The 15,232-nt window shown below is 68.2% G+C and carries 14 protein-coding genes and 1 pseudogene; 11 read left to right on the top strand and 4 right to left on the bottom strand.

Annotated features, from left to right (window positions below; genetic code table 11):
- Positions 1 to 298 precede the first annotated feature (298 nt).
- Positions 299 to 826 carry a GNAT family N-acetyltransferase gene (locus LDL48_RS24860; RefSeq protein ID WP_225257630.1) on the bottom strand — a complete coding sequence of 176 codons (528 nt, stop codon included), beginning with the start codon at positions 824 to 826 and terminating at the stop codon, positions 299 to 301.
- A 229-nt stretch (positions 827 to 1,055) separates the two neighbouring features.
- On the opposite strand from LDL48_RS24860, the gene LDL48_RS24855 reads away from it, so the two are divergent.
- From LDL48_RS24855 to LDL48_RS24830, 6 genes and pseudogenes are all read left to right on the top strand, one after another.
- On the top strand, positions 1,056 to 1,844 hold the full coding sequence (locus LDL48_RS24855; protein ID WP_225257629.1) for a hypothetical protein: 789 nt from the start codon (positions 1,056 to 1,058) through the stop codon (positions 1,842 to 1,844).
- Positions 1,845 to 1,940: 96 nt separating this feature from the next.
- Positions 1,941 to 2,681: a hypothetical protein gene (locus tag LDL48_RS24850; protein WP_225257628.1), complete on the top strand. Its 741-nt coding sequence runs from the start codon at positions 1,941 to 1,943 to the stop codon at positions 2,679 to 2,681.
- Between the two features lie 23 nt (positions 2,682 to 2,704).
- Positions 2,705 to 3,445, top strand: a complete 741-nt coding sequence (locus LDL48_RS24845) for a hypothetical protein (protein WP_225257627.1) — start codon at positions 2,705 to 2,707, stop codon at positions 3,443 to 3,445.
- 338 nt (positions 3,446 to 3,783) lie between these two features.
- Positions 3,784 to 4,290 (top strand): hypothetical protein, encoded by a 507-nt coding sequence (locus tag LDL48_RS24840; protein WP_225257626.1) that lies wholly within the window; start codon positions 3,784 to 3,786, stop codon positions 4,288 to 4,290.
- A gap of 142 nt (positions 4,291 to 4,432) precedes the next feature.
- Positions 4,433 to 4,924, top strand: a complete 492-nt coding sequence (locus tag LDL48_RS24835) for a GNAT family N-acetyltransferase (protein WP_225257625.1) — start codon at positions 4,433 to 4,435, stop codon at positions 4,922 to 4,924.
- Between the two features lie 119 nt (positions 4,925 to 5,043).
- Positions 5,044 to 5,628 (top strand): annotated as a pseudogene (locus LDL48_RS24830) (transposase family protein); the annotation flags it as partial.
- 289 nt (positions 5,629 to 5,917) lie between these two features.
- Here LDL48_RS24830 and LDL48_RS24825 read toward each other — a convergent pair.
- Positions 5,918 to 6,385 carry a nuclear transport factor 2 family protein gene (locus tag LDL48_RS24825; protein ID WP_225257623.1) on the bottom strand — a complete coding sequence of 156 codons (468 nt, stop codon included), beginning with the start codon at positions 6,383 to 6,385 and terminating at the stop codon, positions 5,918 to 5,920.
- A 257-nt stretch (positions 6,386 to 6,642) separates the two neighbouring features.
- The gene (locus tag LDL48_RS24820) at positions 6,643 to 7,155 is read right to left on the bottom strand and encodes a lytic polysaccharide monooxygenase auxiliary activity family 9 protein (RefSeq protein ID WP_225257622.1); all 513 of its coding nucleotides are present in this window, start codon (positions 7,153 to 7,155) and stop codon (positions 6,643 to 6,645) included.
- A 479-nt stretch (positions 7,156 to 7,634) separates the two neighbouring features.
- On the opposite strand from LDL48_RS24820, the gene LDL48_RS24815 reads away from it, so the two are divergent.
- The 4 genes from LDL48_RS24815 to LDL48_RS24800 all read left to right on the top strand — a co-directional run bounded on the left by LDL48_RS24815 (position 7,635) and on the right by LDL48_RS24800 (position 13,786).
- Positions 7,635 to 8,759, top strand: coding sequence for a carboxypeptidase-like regulatory domain-containing protein (locus tag LDL48_RS24815; RefSeq protein WP_225257621.1), 1,125 nt, complete (start codon positions 7,635 to 7,637; stop codon positions 8,757 to 8,759).
- Between the two features lie 539 nt (positions 8,760 to 9,298).
- Positions 9,299 to 11,554, top strand: a complete 2,256-nt coding sequence (locus tag LDL48_RS24810) for a pectate lyase-like domain-containing protein (RefSeq protein ID WP_225257620.1) — start codon at positions 9,299 to 9,301, stop codon at positions 11,552 to 11,554.
- 150 nt (positions 11,555 to 11,704) lie between these two features.
- Positions 11,705 to 12,247, top strand: coding sequence for a GrpB family protein (locus LDL48_RS24805; RefSeq protein ID WP_225257619.1), 543 nt, complete (start codon positions 11,705 to 11,707; stop codon positions 12,245 to 12,247).
- A 225-nt stretch (positions 12,248 to 12,472) separates the two neighbouring features.
- Complete coding sequence (locus LDL48_RS24800; RefSeq protein ID WP_225257618.1) at positions 12,473 to 13,786, top strand: vWA domain-containing protein; 1,314 nt, start codon at positions 12,473 to 12,475, stop codon at positions 13,784 to 13,786.
- A 217-nt stretch (positions 13,787 to 14,003) separates the two neighbouring features.
- Here the strand turns inward: LDL48_RS24800 and LDL48_RS24795 are convergent, their stop codons facing one another.
- Positions 14,004 to 14,243, bottom strand: coding sequence for a hypothetical protein (locus LDL48_RS24795; protein WP_225257617.1), 240 nt, complete (start codon positions 14,241 to 14,243; stop codon positions 14,004 to 14,006).
- Between the two features lie 125 nt (positions 14,244 to 14,368).
- Here LDL48_RS24795 and LDL48_RS24790 point away from each other — a divergent pair, with 125 nt between their 5' ends.
- Positions 14,369 to 15,175: an SAM-dependent methyltransferase gene (locus LDL48_RS24790; protein ID WP_225257616.1), complete on the top strand. Its 807-nt coding sequence runs from the start codon at positions 14,369 to 14,371 to the stop codon at positions 15,173 to 15,175.
- The last annotated feature ends 57 nt before the right edge of the window (positions 15,176 to 15,232 follow it).

Here is a 15,232-nt window from a genome sequence, read left to right as displayed (position 1 = left end):
GGTCCCAGCGCCAGACTCAGAGACGGACTTCACTTCCAAGCACGCGTCGACGTCACGGGCACCCATCGAGGGTGGACACCCCCGACAAGCCCGATGGTGACGAGGCCGGCACGCCCGCACCAGCCCCCTCACCCGACCCAGCGACAACCGTGACCGGGCCGCCGGTTTCACGCCCAGCGTGATCAACCCGGGGGTTGTGAAGACTCAGAGGATTCCACCATGTGCCCTTCGTCGCCCTACGGCGGACATTATTCCGCCTGGGTGGGGAGGGAGCGGGAATGCGGTCATGACCTCTTGATCAACTGGGCAACTTCTCGAAGAGGTCGTTGACGGTGTCGTAGTACTTCGTCGTACGCCCGAGCGCTGTCATGCCGAGCCGCCTGCAGACGGCCTGCGAGGCGTGGTTGTCCGGCTCGGTCACGGCGAGGACCTTCGGCAGTCCGCGACCGAATGCGTCGTGAAGGACGGCCCTTGCTGCTTCGGTGGCATAGCCCCGTCCCCGGGCGCCCGGGTGCAGGCGCCAGCCGATCTCCACGTCGTCCGGCCCGCCGGAAGATTGCACCGCCCACTGCGGGATCGGCAGGAGCAGGAGGCTGCCGAGCAGCAGACCGTTCGTTGTGGCGATCACCCAGCTGCCGTGAACGGGGTGTTCGATGGCACGCATACGTCCGATCGACGCAAGCGCGTCCTTCCTCGTCCTCATGGTCGTCGGAGGCGCGCCGGGGACGGGCACGTCCACCGGGTCCGACCTCAGGTCCAGGAGAAAGTCGGCATCGTCGTCCTGCCAGGGGCGCAAGAGAAGACGGTCGCTCGCGATGGTGCGCATGACGGCGAATCCTATTCAGTACGGCAGCCCGCCGAGCTACCGGCGACACATTCGCGAACTCACGCCGCCCGTCGGCCGCAAGTCCCGCCGCCACGTGTACCGCTGGCATCCGCCGGTGCGCGATCGAGCAACATTGATAACGGGCAGATCACGGCCCGGCTGCTGAGGTGTGCCGTCGGTTGACTGGACCCGACTCTTCGACCGGGGAGCCGAAGGAGGTCCGGCACACATGAGACTGAAATTGTTGGGTGCGATCGTCGCGGCGAGCCTGGCCCTGACGGCCGGCGTCGTCGCGCCGGCCAAGCCGGCACAGGCCGCGATCGTGAACTGGTTCGACGTCGTCATCGGCGCGGTGGTGACCCTCGCGGCGACCAGCGGCGGAGGCGGCAGCAACGCACAGCTCGAAGCCGCCAAGCGAGAGATCATCGCCGCGGTCGAAAACTCCAAGCAGGAGATCCTCAACCACATCGACGCCGTGGCCGCCGCCGATGTCGAAGCATGCACACAGTCGGCGGTCACCAAGTTCGCCCAGATCGACAGCATGCCGGGCAACCTGCTCGGCCCGTTCATCAACGGCGCCGTCGACTGCGCACACCTCTCCAGCTCCTACTTCACCACCGTGCAGAGCCTCCCGGCGGCTGACAACATCGGCAAGCTCATGGGCGTCATCTACGCGATCGCGATGACCGGCTTCGCCAAGTACGGCCTGTCCACGAAGGGCCTGCTCGACAGCCTCATCACCGGGTACGACGCGGTCGTGGTGAAGATGAAACCGACGCGTTGCGGCATGCAGGACGCGCTGCAGGACAACGAGGTGCGCCCGCGACCCGGCGATCCCATGTACTGGATCGTCTGGTGCGACGCGTACAACGGCGACCTCGGCAGCATCGTCTACAACACGACCTTCCCCGCCTACCCCAGCGAGGCCGACTTCGACGCGGTACGGCTGCAGGCCGGCCGGAACACCTCCTACGCCACGGCCGTCCGCGCCCTCCCGACGCTCCGCGCGGCGCGGTAGTCCACGAGATCCGAGGAGACGACAGTGCGAAAAGCGGGACCACTGCGACGCGGTATCACCGCCGCCCTCGTCGGCCTGGCCCTGACCGGGTCAGCCGTGGCCGTCAGACCGGCGCCGGCACGGGCCGACGCCAGCTACGAGGCGTTCGTCCAGTTCTTCATCAGCGCGTACGACAAGGGCCGCGACGGCAACTACTCGGTGGCCGAGATCAACGAGTTGGTCCAGCAAGCGGTCAGCGCCGTCAACGGGGCCAAGAGCGACGTGCTCGTCCGTCTCGACCGGCAGCTCACCAGCGAACTGCGTGGCAAGGCCGAAGCCGCTGTCACGAAAGTCGAGTTGTTGAAGGTGTGGTGGCTCGCCGGCCCCGCGATCATCAGCACGCACGACGCGGCGTACTCGGCCAAGGCGCACATCGGCACGGTCGCCGGCCAGGACGCTGAACTGGACGCCGTGGGCCGGGCGATGATCGTGCTCTTCGCCGAGCTCAACGCCGCGTACATCATGGTGGACGCCGAGGAGGGCACCAACTCCGCGGCCGTCCAGCGTCCCTACCTCCGCGAGGGCCTCGAGCACCTCATCCGCGAGATACAGCCCGAATGCGGCCGCAACACCCTCCCCAGCGCCGGCTACGTCTCGTACGTGTGCACCTTCAACGGGCGGACCGTACGGGCGGAGTACTGGTCGGGCAGCAACTCGTACCGCATCGACGGCGGCGACGCGATCCCCGGGCAGATCAACGAGGACCTGGTCCAGGATCTGCTGATGGCCAACACCGTCCTGCCGAACGCTGAGCGACTGCTCGCCGAGCTGATCCGCCAAGGGGTGGGGCTCCCGTGAAACGCAGACTGACCACCAGCATCGTGTCCGCAGTCGCCGCGATCGCCATCACCGTCGGCGGCACCGCACGACCCGTCCAGGCGGCTGTCCCGGCGTGGGTGACGGTGGCCGTGCCCGTGGTGCAGGCGCTTCTCGGCGGCGGTGGCGGCGGCGGGCTCGACCAGGCGAAGCGGGAGATCATCGCCGCGGTGGAAAACTCCAAGCAGGAGATCCTCGACCACATCGACGCCATCGCCGCCGCCGATGTGGAAGCCTGCACCCAGGCCGCCGTCGCGAAGATCGCGCAGATCGACAGCATGCCGGGCAGCCTGCTGGGACCGTTCATCAACGGCGCGGTCGACTGCGCGTACCTGTCGACGTCGTATTTCCACGCCGTGCAGGGCCTTCCGGCGGCTGACAACATCGGCAAGCTGATCGGGGTCATCCACTCCATCGCGATGGTGGGCTTCGCCAAGTACGGCCTCCCCACCACCGCACTGCTCGACAACCTGATCGGCGGCTACCACGCGGTCGTGGCACGGCTGGTGCCGAGTTGCTCGCACGACTGGATGTTCGACGACAACCCGCGCCACATCTACGAAGTCACCGTCACCTGCCAGCTCTACCCGGGCGTCGTCGGCACCGACACCATGCTCAAGGGCTGGCTGCCGGGGCGGCCCGAGCCGGCGATCCCGTACACCCGGGCAATGGCCAATGTGGACGCGCAGACCAGTCGCGGTGTGGCGATCGGCGCGTTGCCACAGCTCCAGGCGGTTCGCGGCTGACCTCAACCCGACCTTCAAGGCACAGCCCGCCGCACGCCTCCGGTGCGGCGGGCCGTGTCGTACCGTCGAACTCAGTGCTCGCGCAGCGCCTGAACAGCAGCACGCCGCAGACGCTGACCAGCCGCGTCGGCCCTACGGCCGGCCGGCGGACCGACCCTGTGCGCGCTGAGCCCGAGCCGCCGCCAGCATCCCGGCGCCGCAACCATCCACTCGCCGCCGCGTCCACGGCGTCGCTCCGGACAGGTGCGCCTTGGTGTCCATCCCCGCAAACGTTCCCCTCGCCGGCCGGCAGCCTCCTATCGTTCACCCAGACGGATCGAGCGAGAGAAGTAGCAACCATGCCCGCGGGTACCTTCGTCACCTTCACCCCGGATCGGCGGGACCCATCGTGGAGCCGAACCTGGGTTCCCGCGGACGCCCACGCTCGTCCCACTGCGTTCGAAGACCTGCCACGGTCGGCCTTTCAATGGACCAACTTCCAGGTGAGCATCGTGTTCAAGCTTGGCGGCGTCGATTTCAGCCAGAGCATGACCGTCGTGTCCGTGAGCCTGCTCGACTTCGTCCTGATGCTGCAAGCCGCCAAGGCCGGCATGCGACATCAGGCAACTGCCCAAGTCAGCCTGTCAGACCGAGGTGAGCAGTGGTGGTTTTCCAGGCAGCGCGGCGTGGTGTGGTTACGTATCCGGGACCGATTCGACCAGGCCTGGATCAACGGCTCGTGTCCCGCGGAGGTATTCGAGAATCTCGTTGATCAGTGCTTGTCGGACGCCCTCAGGTTGATGTGCTGGGAACATCCGGAACTTCGGCACAACCAGTACCTCCAGTCCCTAAATGATGTCTCGTAACCAGTGCCGGTCGGGAGCGTTGGCAAGAAGCGCGGTACCAGGGCCAAAAGTCGCGACGAGCCGCGCTGAAAACCGTTTGCCCGGCTGGCGGACAGATGCTTACCTGCACGGACCTTACGGAGTTCAGATCGGCGGTATGTGGGTGAAGGTGTTGGCGACAGCCGATGACAGCCTGAAGCTTCGCGAGTTAGGACCGGCAGACGCCGCCGAGTACTACGCGTTGGTACAGCGCAATGCGGCACATCTGACAATGCTGGGCGACTACCACGATGAGGTGGCCAGCAACGCGACTGATGTGGCCTACCGACTCGCGCAGCGTACCGAGATCTCGGTACGCTTCGGTGTCTACCTGCAGGAACGTCTCGTCGGTCGGGTCGACCTCATCCCCGTAGAGCCGCCGCGCTACGGCTTGGGCTATTGGCTCAGCGAGGAGGTCACCGGCCGGGGGTACGCCACCGCCGCCGTTGCTGCGCTCCTTCGCTATGCGGGCGAAGAACTGGGCGCAACCGACGTCTTCGCTGGTGTCACCCGTGGCAACGTGCGCAGTGAAGCGCTATTGCAGCGCCTCGGCTTTGAAGTCGTCGCAGATTTCGATTCCTACCGGCGCTTCCACCACTCATTGAGCCACCCCTAACCGGCTCCTCGCCGAGCACTGTCCTGACCGGTGCGCTGTGGATGACCTCCTAACGAGACAGCAGCTGGCTACAGGGATGTCTGGTAATCCGGTGATCGTCTGGTTCGGACGGGTTGATCATGACCATGCGCCCGCTCGGGCCGTTGTTCGGGGTGTCGCACTCGGCGGCGCATCCGGTGATCGACACCGTAGGACCGTTGTTGGCTCCGGCGCCGGTGCGGCGCCGGCCGAAAGAGCAGGTCGCGATCGTGGACGGCACTCTGGTTCCCACGCGCGACCATCGACTGGCCGCCCAGAGCAAGAACTACCGCTACTCAACGAATCTGCAAGTGGCCATCGACGCGAACACCCGCCTGGTCATCGCCCTGGGCGAGCCACAACCGGCCAACCGCAACGACACGATCGTGTATCGCAGCAGCGGCATAGACCGGCAGCTGGCCGGGCGTGCCGTGATGACCGACGGCGGCTACCGCGGCAACCCGGAGATGATCATGCCGTACCGCAAACCTCGTGACTGCGGCGAACTCCCGCAGTGGAAACAGGACTACAACGCCGGGCACCGCAAGGTCCGAGCCCGTGTCGAACATGCCCTGGCCCGGCTCAAGACCTACAAGATCCTGCGCGACTACCGCCGCGCCGGCCGAACCTTGGCCACCACCACATCCGGAATCGCCCACCTGCACAACATCGCTCTCGCAAGCTGACCTGCAAACCGTTCACCGGCACGCCTGCACCGAGTTACGAGACGTCGCTTAGCTCGCCGAACAGCCACCCGGGGAACTTGATCGCGTGCAAGCCGCTTTCCTCATCCGCTCCGGAGACGGCGGGATGTCGGGCACGGACAGCCTGCGCGCCGTCAGCCGGTCCCCACGTCGAACACACGCGGGCGCAGGCCAGCGCCGACGCCGTCGCATTCCTGGCTCGTGTCGCGGGACTCGACCGCCGCTGATCGCTCGAACCTCATGCGGGTGAGTGCGCAGGATGCCAACGGCGTCAGGGCCGGTCCGTACCGTCATCGGTGGTGGTCTCCCGCTGGCGAAGTGCGGTCAGCAGGCTGTCAAGGTGACCCCAGGCCCGCGCGCTGGCGATGTGGTCGATGTAGTCCCTTGACTCGATGATGAGCCCGTCGCGGATGCGCATCACAAAGACGCACGGCACCGTAAACGCCTCGCCGGTCTCGTCGACCCGCCCCTGGTAGGCGAACTCAGCGATGATCACCTCTGGGTCGGCGGTTTCATGGATCGTGATGTCGACCGGTTTGCGGTTCAGCGTCCGGGCGACGGGAGCCGGCGCGGTGAAGTGCTCGTGGAGTTCGCCGCGACTGCGCAGCGGCGGGGGAGCGAGTGGGTGGAACGGATGCGTGACATGAGTCTGTTCGGCGTACAAGCTGGCCAGATCCTCGTACGGACCGTCACAGACGCCGTTCACCAGTCGGAGGAAAGTCTCGCGAGGAGTGCTCATGACGGGCTTCCTTCGAGTCGGTAGGTGTCGTCCGGGCATGCCGAGAAACACATCCGGAGACGCCCGAACCCATCGACGGCACCCTACCGAGCCGGTCCCGTTTCGACTGCCCCGCAGCGCTCCATCGCCCGGATCAGCGCCTGACGGTCTCCCGGGCTCCTGCGAGGAACCGGGAGACCGTCAGGCGGTGGCCGTCTGGGCGGCCCGGTGCGGCGTTGGCGCCGGACCGGCGTACGACCTCCAGCGTCACGCGCCGCTCATTGGATGTTGACGTCGATGCAGGCGTAGAACGCGTTCGGCGTGTCGGCGATGTTCCAGATCGCGAGTACCGTCTGCCGGCCGGATGCCTGGAGGTTGACGGTGTGCGTCACCGACGTGGGCGGCTGGGCACCGCCGTCGTTGAACTCGGCGACCTTCCGGCCGCTGATGTAGTACTGCCAGGTGCTGGTGGCGTGGTTGGCTTGCAGAAGCCAGTGGAACTGCGTGGTACGGCCGACCGGGGTCGCCCGCCACGGCTTGCTGTTGTCGTTGAGGTCGGGGAACCGCTGGTTTCCGCCGTTGCAACTCATGCCGCCCTTGGGCGCCTCGACGCTCCACGGCTCGTACTTGATCTGCCCGCACTCGACGGTTCCCTCGTAGCACTGGGCCTGCCGGCTCGGCGGGGAGTTGATGTAGCCGTGCGCACTGGCCGGGCTCGCGGGCAGGAAGGCCGCGATCAGCGGGGCCACCGCGACACCGAGCACCAGGGACAGCTTTCTCTTGGCGTGCATGGGGCACTCCTTCACGGATCGGGAGCCGCCTGAAGGGGGAGAAATCGGCCGATGCGCTCCGTGCCGGGCCACCTTCTGAGCGACTTCGCTGGGTGGGGAACGTGTAACAGGATCGCCGTACGGCGAGTGCCGCAGCCGCCCGTGACGTGCGGTCCAGTTACATAGACGAGGATCGATGTCTAACTCGGACATTAGAGATGTGACGGCACAAAGTCAAGGTAAACGGCAGGGCGGTCGAAGCCGGCCGGGAAGCCACGCAACGAAGCAATCTGGGCCGACCCCGACCGCCCGTGGCAATTGAGGCCGCCAGAGCAGCCGCCTCCGGGGCGTACCCCTACGCGGACCTGTGGCCGTGTAGAAAGCCGTCTACACAGCTGAACGAACCGGAGTCGCGGGTCGCGCGATCTACACCCGACAGGGCATAGTGTCCCGCGGTGCCATCGACCGATGTCGCCTGCCCTCGGAGAAGGTGGTTGGGAGTGACGACGCGCTTACGTGCCCGATGGGCCCGAGCCGCCGCGGTGGTCGCGCTGATCGGTGGAACGTTCGTGGTGGCTGCGACACCCGTGACGGCTGCCCCACAGGTCGTCCGGCTCCTGAGCGTGTCGAAGGAGAACATGCGGCCCGGCGACAGCGTGCGCGTGAAGTTCCGTGTCACCAATCCGGGGCGTTCGACCGAGGCGGTGTACGTGCTGGTCAGCGGCGGCCTGCGATGCACCAACGGCTGCGAGTCGAGGCTGAGCCTGGGAGCCGGCCGGAGCCGGACCTTCCAAGCCACGCTCGTCGCGCCCAAGGTGGACTCGGGGATGACCGGTCTCAACATCGCGGTCGGTGTCCACCTCGACGGGCAGAACCACATGGACTACAAGATGGTCTACGTCTACAGCAAGGACAGCCCGCTGCCCGGCGGCGGCGGGGACGAGCCCGCGTCCGGGGTGGCTCGGGTCTCCGGCCGGGTCCGCGACGCCGATGGCGAGGCGCTCCGCGGCGTGGCCCTGACCGTTCGAGACAGCAAGGGGCGCGAATACCGGGCGACGAGCGACCGGAACGGCCGCTTCTCGATCACATCGAACTCCGATCGCGCCATCGCTGAGGGATCGATCACGGTCATCGCGGCCAAGGAGGGTTACCGCACCAAGCGTACGACGGTACGGGGCACCGACGGCGCCACCGCAAGCGTGCGGCTGACCCTGGCCGCCAAGGTCGCGCCCACCACCAAGCCGCCGTCACCCGCTGCCGCGAAGCCGCTCGCCGCGGACGACACCCCCGCAGCGGATCAGACGAGCCCCGCCGCGGCGCCGCTCACCCTCAGGACCGTCAGCGACGAAGGCAGCAGCTCGATGATGCTGGGGCTGGGCGGCCTGCTGGTCGCCGCGGGCGTGGGCGCGCTGGTGCTCATGGTGCTGCGCCGGCGGAAGGCTCGGGAGGTACGGGTGGCGCCGTCCGCCGCGGACACCCAGCTGATGGCGCCGGTCGGCGCGAGCCTGGGCGACGCCCCGACCGCCGTGCTGCACACCGGGCCCCCGAACGGCGGTTCCCCGGGCCCGTACCACCCGCCCTCGCGGGACGGCATCCGGCAGCCACCACACGACCCCTACCGGTAGGCAGCCGAGTCCGCCGCGGGGTGGGCCCTCGCGGCGGGGCTGCTCCCGACCGGCCGGCTGCTGGGGCGTCGGTGGCGGGCGGGGTGGGCGGGGTGCGGGTACCCGGCGCACCGCCACCGTGATCACCTCGGGCGGGCACCGGAACTCCGCCAGACCCTGCGCGAGGGTGAACCGTGGGCGCTCAAGCGGCCGGCAGCGGTCAGCGCTGAATGCTCAGTACGTACTCTTATTGCCGTAAAGATCCTATTGTGACACTGATGGTGACTTATCGTTCCGGCGGGCAGACCGACAAAGCCTAATGCGCGGATAACGATTTTCTGGGAAGTCTTTCCCGAATATTTATCGGGCCGGCGATAGGGCCGGCCCGCGGGCAATTTTTTGGCCCCTCCGCCAATTCCTTGTTACCGAGATATTGACGGGTCGCAACACGGGCGTAACAATTGCCGAGAGAGCGCTCTCCGATCTTCCCGGCACCGTCCACCGTCCCGCCGTGCGTCCTTCCCCAGGGACGTGCGGCAACCCGTCCGACAGGTAGGAACATGACATCCCCGACCCTGACGTCCCCACCGCCGCAGATACGCAGACGCCGCGGGCAGGTCGTGCTGAGCGCCGTCCTCGCCGCGGCTCTCGGCATCACCGTCGCCTCCGTCACCACCAACGCCAGCGCCGCGGACACCCCGCTGTCGCAGGGCAAACCGGCCACCGCCTCGTCCCTGGAGGCCGGCTTCGCCGCCTCGGCCGCGGTCGACGGTGACCCCGGCACCCGCTGGTCCAGCGCCTTCGCCGATCCGCAGTGGTTGCAGGTCGACCTCGGCAGCACGCAGTCGATCGGCCAGATCTCGCTGAACTGGGAGGCGGCGTTCGCCTCGGCGTTCACCATTCAGACCTCTCAGGACGGCGCCGCCTGGACGACCATCACCCCGGTCACGACGGGCAGGGCCGGCGTCCAGACCCTGAACGTCACCGGCAGCGGCCGGTACGTACGGATGAACGGCACCGCGCGGGCCACCCCGTACGGCTACTCGCTCTGGGAGTTCCAGGTCTTCGCGGCCGGCACCGGGCCGACGCCCACGGCCTCGGCAACCCCCAGCGCACCGACCCTCCCCACCTCGGACACCCCTGATCTGGGCCCCAACGTGCGGGTGTTCGAGCCGTCCACGCCGGCGTCGACCATTCAGTCGGCGGTGGACCAGGCGTTCAACGCGCAGCTGCGCAGCCCGACCGCGCAGTTCGGAACCCAGCGTCATGTGTTCCTCTTCAAGCCCGGCACCTACGGGCGGGTGTGGGCCAACGTCGGCTTCTACACCACGTTGGCCGGTCTCGGCCGGAACCCCGACGACGTGACGATCAACGGGGCGGTCAACGTCGACTCCGGGTGGAACTTCGGCGACGAGAAGAACGCGACCCAGAACTTCTGGCGCAGCATGGAGAACCTGTCGATCGTGCCCGAGGGCGGCACCAACCGGTGGGCCGTCTCCCAGGCCGCCCCGATGCGCCGGGTGCACGTCCGCGGCAACCTGACGCTGGCGCCCTCGAACCAGGACAACGGGCAGGGGTACTCCAGCGGCGGCTTCCTGTCCGACTCGGTGGTCGACGGCACCGTGTCCTCCGGCTCCCAGCAGCAGTGGTACACCCGCGACAGCCGGATCGGACGCTGGGAAGGTGGCGTCTGGAACATGGTCTACTCCGGCGTCCAGGGTGCCCCGGCCAACGCGTTCCCGAGCCCGCCCCACACCACCCTGGCAACCACCCCCGTCACCCGGGAGAAGCCGTACCTCTACGTGGACAGCGCCGGCCGGTACAGCGTTTTCGTACCCTCGCTGCGGCGCAACTCGGCGGGCGCCAGCTGGCCGAACACTCCCGGCACGTCGATCCCCATGCGGGAGTTCTACGTCGCCAAGCCCAGTGACAGCGCCGCCCGGATCAACACCGCGCTCGCCCAGGGCCTGAACCTGTTCTTCACCCCCGGCACGTACTCCCTCAACGAGACCCTCCGGGTCAACCGCCCCAACACCGTGGTGACCGGCATCGGCTTCCCGACGCTGATCCCGAACAACGGGGTCGAGGCCCTCAACGTCGCCGACGTCGACGGTGTCAAAATCAGCGGCCTGACCTTCGATGCCGGGACGACCAACAGCCCGACGTTGATGAGCGTCGGACGGGCCGGCGTCCACACCGACCACGCCGCGAATCCGACCATCCTGCAGGACGTCTTCTTCCGCATCGGCAGCAGCGTCCAGGGCAAGGCCACCACCACCCTCGCGGTGCACAGCGACGACACGATCATCGACCACATCTGGGCGTGGCGGGCCGACCACGGCGGCGCACCCACCGGCTGGACCGTGAACACCGGCGACACCGGCCTCATCGTCAACGGCGACGACGTCCTCGCCACCGGCCTGTTCGTCGAGCATTACCAGAAGTACGAGGTGATCTGGAACGGCAACCGCGGACGGACGATCTTCTTCCAGAACGAGAAGCCGTACGACGTGCCCAACCAGGCGGCCTGGATGGGGCCCCGCGGAAACGGCTACGCCGCGTACAAGGTCGCCGACAACGTCACCGACCACGAACTCTGGGGCGGCGGCTCCTACGCCTACTTCAACGTCAACCCCGGCGTCAGAGTGGACCGGGCCTTCGAGGTACCCAACCGACCCGGCGTCCGGCTCCGCAGCGTCCTCACCGTCTCGCTCGGCGACGTCGGCACCATCGCCAACGTCGTGAACGACACCGGTGGTTCCGTCCCCAACCCCGCCGGCAACACCACCCCACGCCAGGTCGTGGCCTACCCCTGATCCCTGACGCAACACCGAGGTGAACCCGGCGGCCACCGGTGCTGTCCGCACCGGTGGCCGCCGCCGTCGGGCACCGGCCGCACGGACACCTCGGGTTCCCGCGTGCTGCCCTACGCTGAGCCCGTGACCGCGGGGGCAGATCAACGAGGCATGCGGGTAATCCGCATCGTGGACTACGACCCGGCCTGGCCGGAGCGTTTCGCCCAGATCGGCGCCGAGCTGCGCCGTGCGCTCGGCGACGTGGCGCTGCGCATCGACCACATCGGCTCCACCTCGGTGCCGGGACTGGCCGCCAAGCCGGTCGTCGACATACAGGTGTCGGTCGAGCGGCTCGAGCCGGTGACCCCGTTCCGCGATCCGCTCGTCGGCCTGGGCCTGATCTACCGGGCCGAGAATCCGGAGCGGACCAAGCGCTACTTCCGCGAGGCGCCGGGGCAGCTCCGTACGCACATCCACGTGCGCCGGGCGGGCAGCTTCTCCGAGCAGTTCGCTCTGCTTTTCCGCGACTTCCTGCGGGTGGATCAGCGGGCCGCCGACGAGTACGCGGCGGTCAAACGGACCCTGGCGCAGCGGCATCGCCACGACGGGCAGGCCTACACCGACGCCAAGGCACCGTACTGCTGGAAAATCATTCAGCGGGCCGACGAGTGGGCACAGTCGACCGGCTGGGAGCCCGGACCCGGCGACGTGTGAAGGCGCCGGCCGGCCGGCCTCCACTCTCGATCGACGGAGATCTTCGCTCAGCCGGCGGGACGCCCACGCCGCCGGCCGATCGTCGCTGAGCCGCCTCCTGCGTGGTTGACCACTCGGACGACCAGGATCGGATGACCTTCGGGTCATTTCGGTCCTTAATGGTGCATTTCGGCTACCGTGATGGCGCACCAAGCAAGATCAGTTGCGTCTCATCAGGAGTCTTCTTTGAACATCGTCGTTCGCAGGGTCGCGGTGGCGGTCGGTGCCGCCACCGCCCTGGTCATCGGAGCTACGGTCCCGGCTGTCGCGGCCGACCCCGGAGTGGAACCAGCCGCGGTCGCCAAGGCGGCCGATCCGGGCGCGGTCATCGCCATCGACAAGGTCGTGCACACTCCCACCATCCCGCCGAAGCCCGACGTGGTTCTGCTGGTGGACACCACCGGGTCGATGGGCGGTGCCATCGCGAACGTGCGGGCCAACCTGCAGACGGTCATCGCCAGCGTGCGGTCCAGCCAGCCCAGCGCCCAGTTCGCGGTGGCGTCCTACCGTGACACGACGGACGGCGCCGAACTGTTCCGCGTCCGCCAGGACCTCACCGCCGACGAGACGGCCGTGCAGGTCGCGGTCGACTCGCTGGACGCCGACGGGGGCGGCGACACGCCCGAGGCGTGGATCAACGGCCTCTTCCAGGTGAGCACCGGCGCCATCACCTACCGGCCGGGCAGCAGCCGGATCGTGGTCGTGGTGGGCGACGCGCCCAGCCACAACCCCAGCGCCGGCCACACGCTGGCCGAGGCCATCGGCGCTCTCGACGTCGCCGACACCCGGGTGATCGCCGTCAACGTCGCCGACCTCGACGGCGAGGGGCAGGCCTCCGAGGTGGTCGAGGCCACCGGCGGTTCTCTGGTGCCGACCGACGCCGACGGCGTGAGCGCGGCCATCCTCACCGGTCTGCGCAACCTCGACGTCACGGTCATCCACAAGGTGTCGTGCGACGCCGGCCTGACCGCGACCCTGAACCCCGCCGAGCTGACCGTGCAGAGCGGCAACGACGCCGAATTCATCGAGACGCTGACCGTCGCCGCCGACGCCACCCAGGGTGCGACGCTGCACTGCACCGTCGACTTCCTGCTGAACGGCGAACTGGCCGGTCCGCAGTTCACCCAGCAGGTCGCCGTGAAGGTGAACGACGTGACCCCGCCGGTGGCCAGCTGCGTACCGGGCCCGAACCCGGCCGGCCACCTCCCGGCCTCGGCCAACCCGGACGGCTTCTACACGATCGGCTCCACCGACGTGGTGGACGCCGCGGTGGACGTCTTCGTCCGTGACACGGCCAGCTCGGCGGTGTTCGGCCCGTACCCGAGTACCACCAACATCAAGCTGGTCCAGGCCCCGGGCGCGACGCCCGGCGTGGTGCCCGGCTCCGGCGCGGTCGACTACAAGATCACGCTGAAGGGCGACGCCCTGATCGTCGGCGTGGACGACGCGAAGAACACCTCGGCGGGCGTGGCCTGCGTGGTGCCCCCGAAGAAGAAGTAGCCCGGCTCCCAGCAGTACCGAGGGGCGGTCCCGTCACGGGGCCGCCCCTCGGCGTCGGAGCCGGGGTGCTTCTCGCGGTCGCCCCCGGCACACCGGTCGCCACGGCAGATCCGTGCGGTCGCTGTTCCGGCGGGTCGTGGAGGACGTCGCGTGCGGGCGTGAGCGCGAGAACCGAGCAGGTTGAGGCCGCCGGTGCGGAAAGTGTGCAAGATCCCGTTCAGGTGTGCAGGGCGATCCACCAGCGGCGGGTACGGCCGAGTTCGGTGTCGCGGACGGCCTCCAGCACGCCGCCGTGGCCCTCGATGGTGAGGCGGGACGCCTCGTTGGCCTCGCTGCGGGTGAGAGGCGCCCGTCCCGTCCGCGCCGACGCGTACCGACCAGCCCGCGTGTTCGCCCCGCGAACATCGCGGCGCCGGTGAACGTCGCCTTCGACCGGATCGCGGCAAAAGGAGTACACGCGGTCCCACTCACGATCGAGCGCCCGCGGGAGCCGGTCGGTACGTGGGGTGTCGCGCCCTCGCCACGCCGACTACTCTTCGCCCGAACCGTGACCGGTGATGACGGGGATCCGAGGGAGCGCATGTGTCCGCATTGGGTGACGACACGACGGCCAAACTCGACACCGGAGTTCCGCACTCAGCTCGACTGTGGAATTACTGGCTGGGCGGCAAGGACAACTTCGCCGTCGATCGGGCGGTTGCCGACCAGATCCTGGCGATGGTGCCGGAGATGGTCGCGTCGGCTCGAGCTGACCGTGCCTTCCTCGGCCGGGTAGTCCGCTATCTGGCCGGCGAGGTCGGCATTCGGCAGTTCCTTGACGTGGGCACCGGCATCCCGACCGCGAACAACACCCACGAGGTCGCGCAGCAGATCGCGCCGAGCAGTCGGGTCGTCTATGTGGACAACGACCCGCTGGTGCTGGTCCACGCCCGTGCGCTGCTATCCAGTCATCCGGAGGGCAGGACCGACTACCTCGATGCCGACCTGCGAGAACCAGCGGCAGTCATCGAGGGTGCGCGCCGGACCCTGAACTTCGATCAGCCGGTCGCGCTCACCTTGCTCGGCGTCCTCAACTTTGTGCCGGACGACGACGACGCGGCCGATCTGGTCGTCCAACTGGTGGGTTCCCTTCCGCCAGGCAGCTATCTGGCGATCTCCCACCCCACTACCGAGATCAACGGTGAGACGATGGTGGAGGCCTTGCGACTGTGGAACGAGGGCCCAGCGGCCAGGATGGTGCTGCGCAGCGCCGAGCAGGTCAAAAGCCTCTTCGGTGCGCTGGAGATGGTGGAGCCCGGCGTCGTCAGTTGCTCGCAGTGGCGACCCGAGGAGGGCGCGGAACACGCCGAACCGGTTCCCCACTTCGGCGGCGTGGGGCGCAAGACCTGAGCGCGGGCTCGGTCCGCCGATTGAAGGCGACAAGCCCGCTGCGCCGACCGGCTGGTC

The sequence above is a fragment of the Jidongwangia harbinensis genome, assembly GCF_020216025.1.
Classification (GTDB): Bacteria; Actinomycetota; Actinomycetes; order Mycobacteriales; family Micromonosporaceae; genus Actinoplanes; species Actinoplanes harbinensis.
The sequence above is the reverse complement of the archived record's forward strand: the minus strand, read 5'-3'. Positions and strand labels throughout refer to the sequence as shown.

Bases quoted from the DNA above. Each gene is read 5' to 3' on its own strand.
- LDL48_RS24810 (WP_225257620.1), top strand. From the start codon at position 9,299: ATGACATCCCCGACCCTGACGTCCCCACCGCCGCAGATACGCAGACGC.
- LDL48_RS24805 (WP_225257619.1), top strand. From the start codon at position 11,705: ATGCGGGTAATCCGCATCGTGGACTACGACCCGGCCTGGCCGGAGCGT.
- LDL48_RS24855 (WP_225257629.1), top strand. From the start codon at position 1,056: ATGAGACTGAAATTGTTGGGTGCGATCGTCGCGGCGAGCCTGGCCCTG.
- LDL48_RS24860 (WP_225257630.1), bottom strand. From the start codon at position 826: ATGCGCACCATCGCGAGCGACCGTCTTCTCTTGCGCCCCTGGCAGGAC.
- LDL48_RS24825 (WP_225257623.1), bottom strand. From the start codon at position 6,385: ATGAGCACTCCTCGCGAGACTTTCCTCCGACTGGTGAACGGCGTCTGT.
- LDL48_RS24820 (WP_225257622.1), bottom strand. From the start codon at position 7,155: ATGCACGCCAAGAGAAAGCTGTCCCTGGTGCTCGGTGTCGCGGTGGCC.
- LDL48_RS24840 (WP_225257626.1), top strand. From the start codon at position 3,784: ATGCCCGCGGGTACCTTCGTCACCTTCACCCCGGATCGGCGGGACCCA.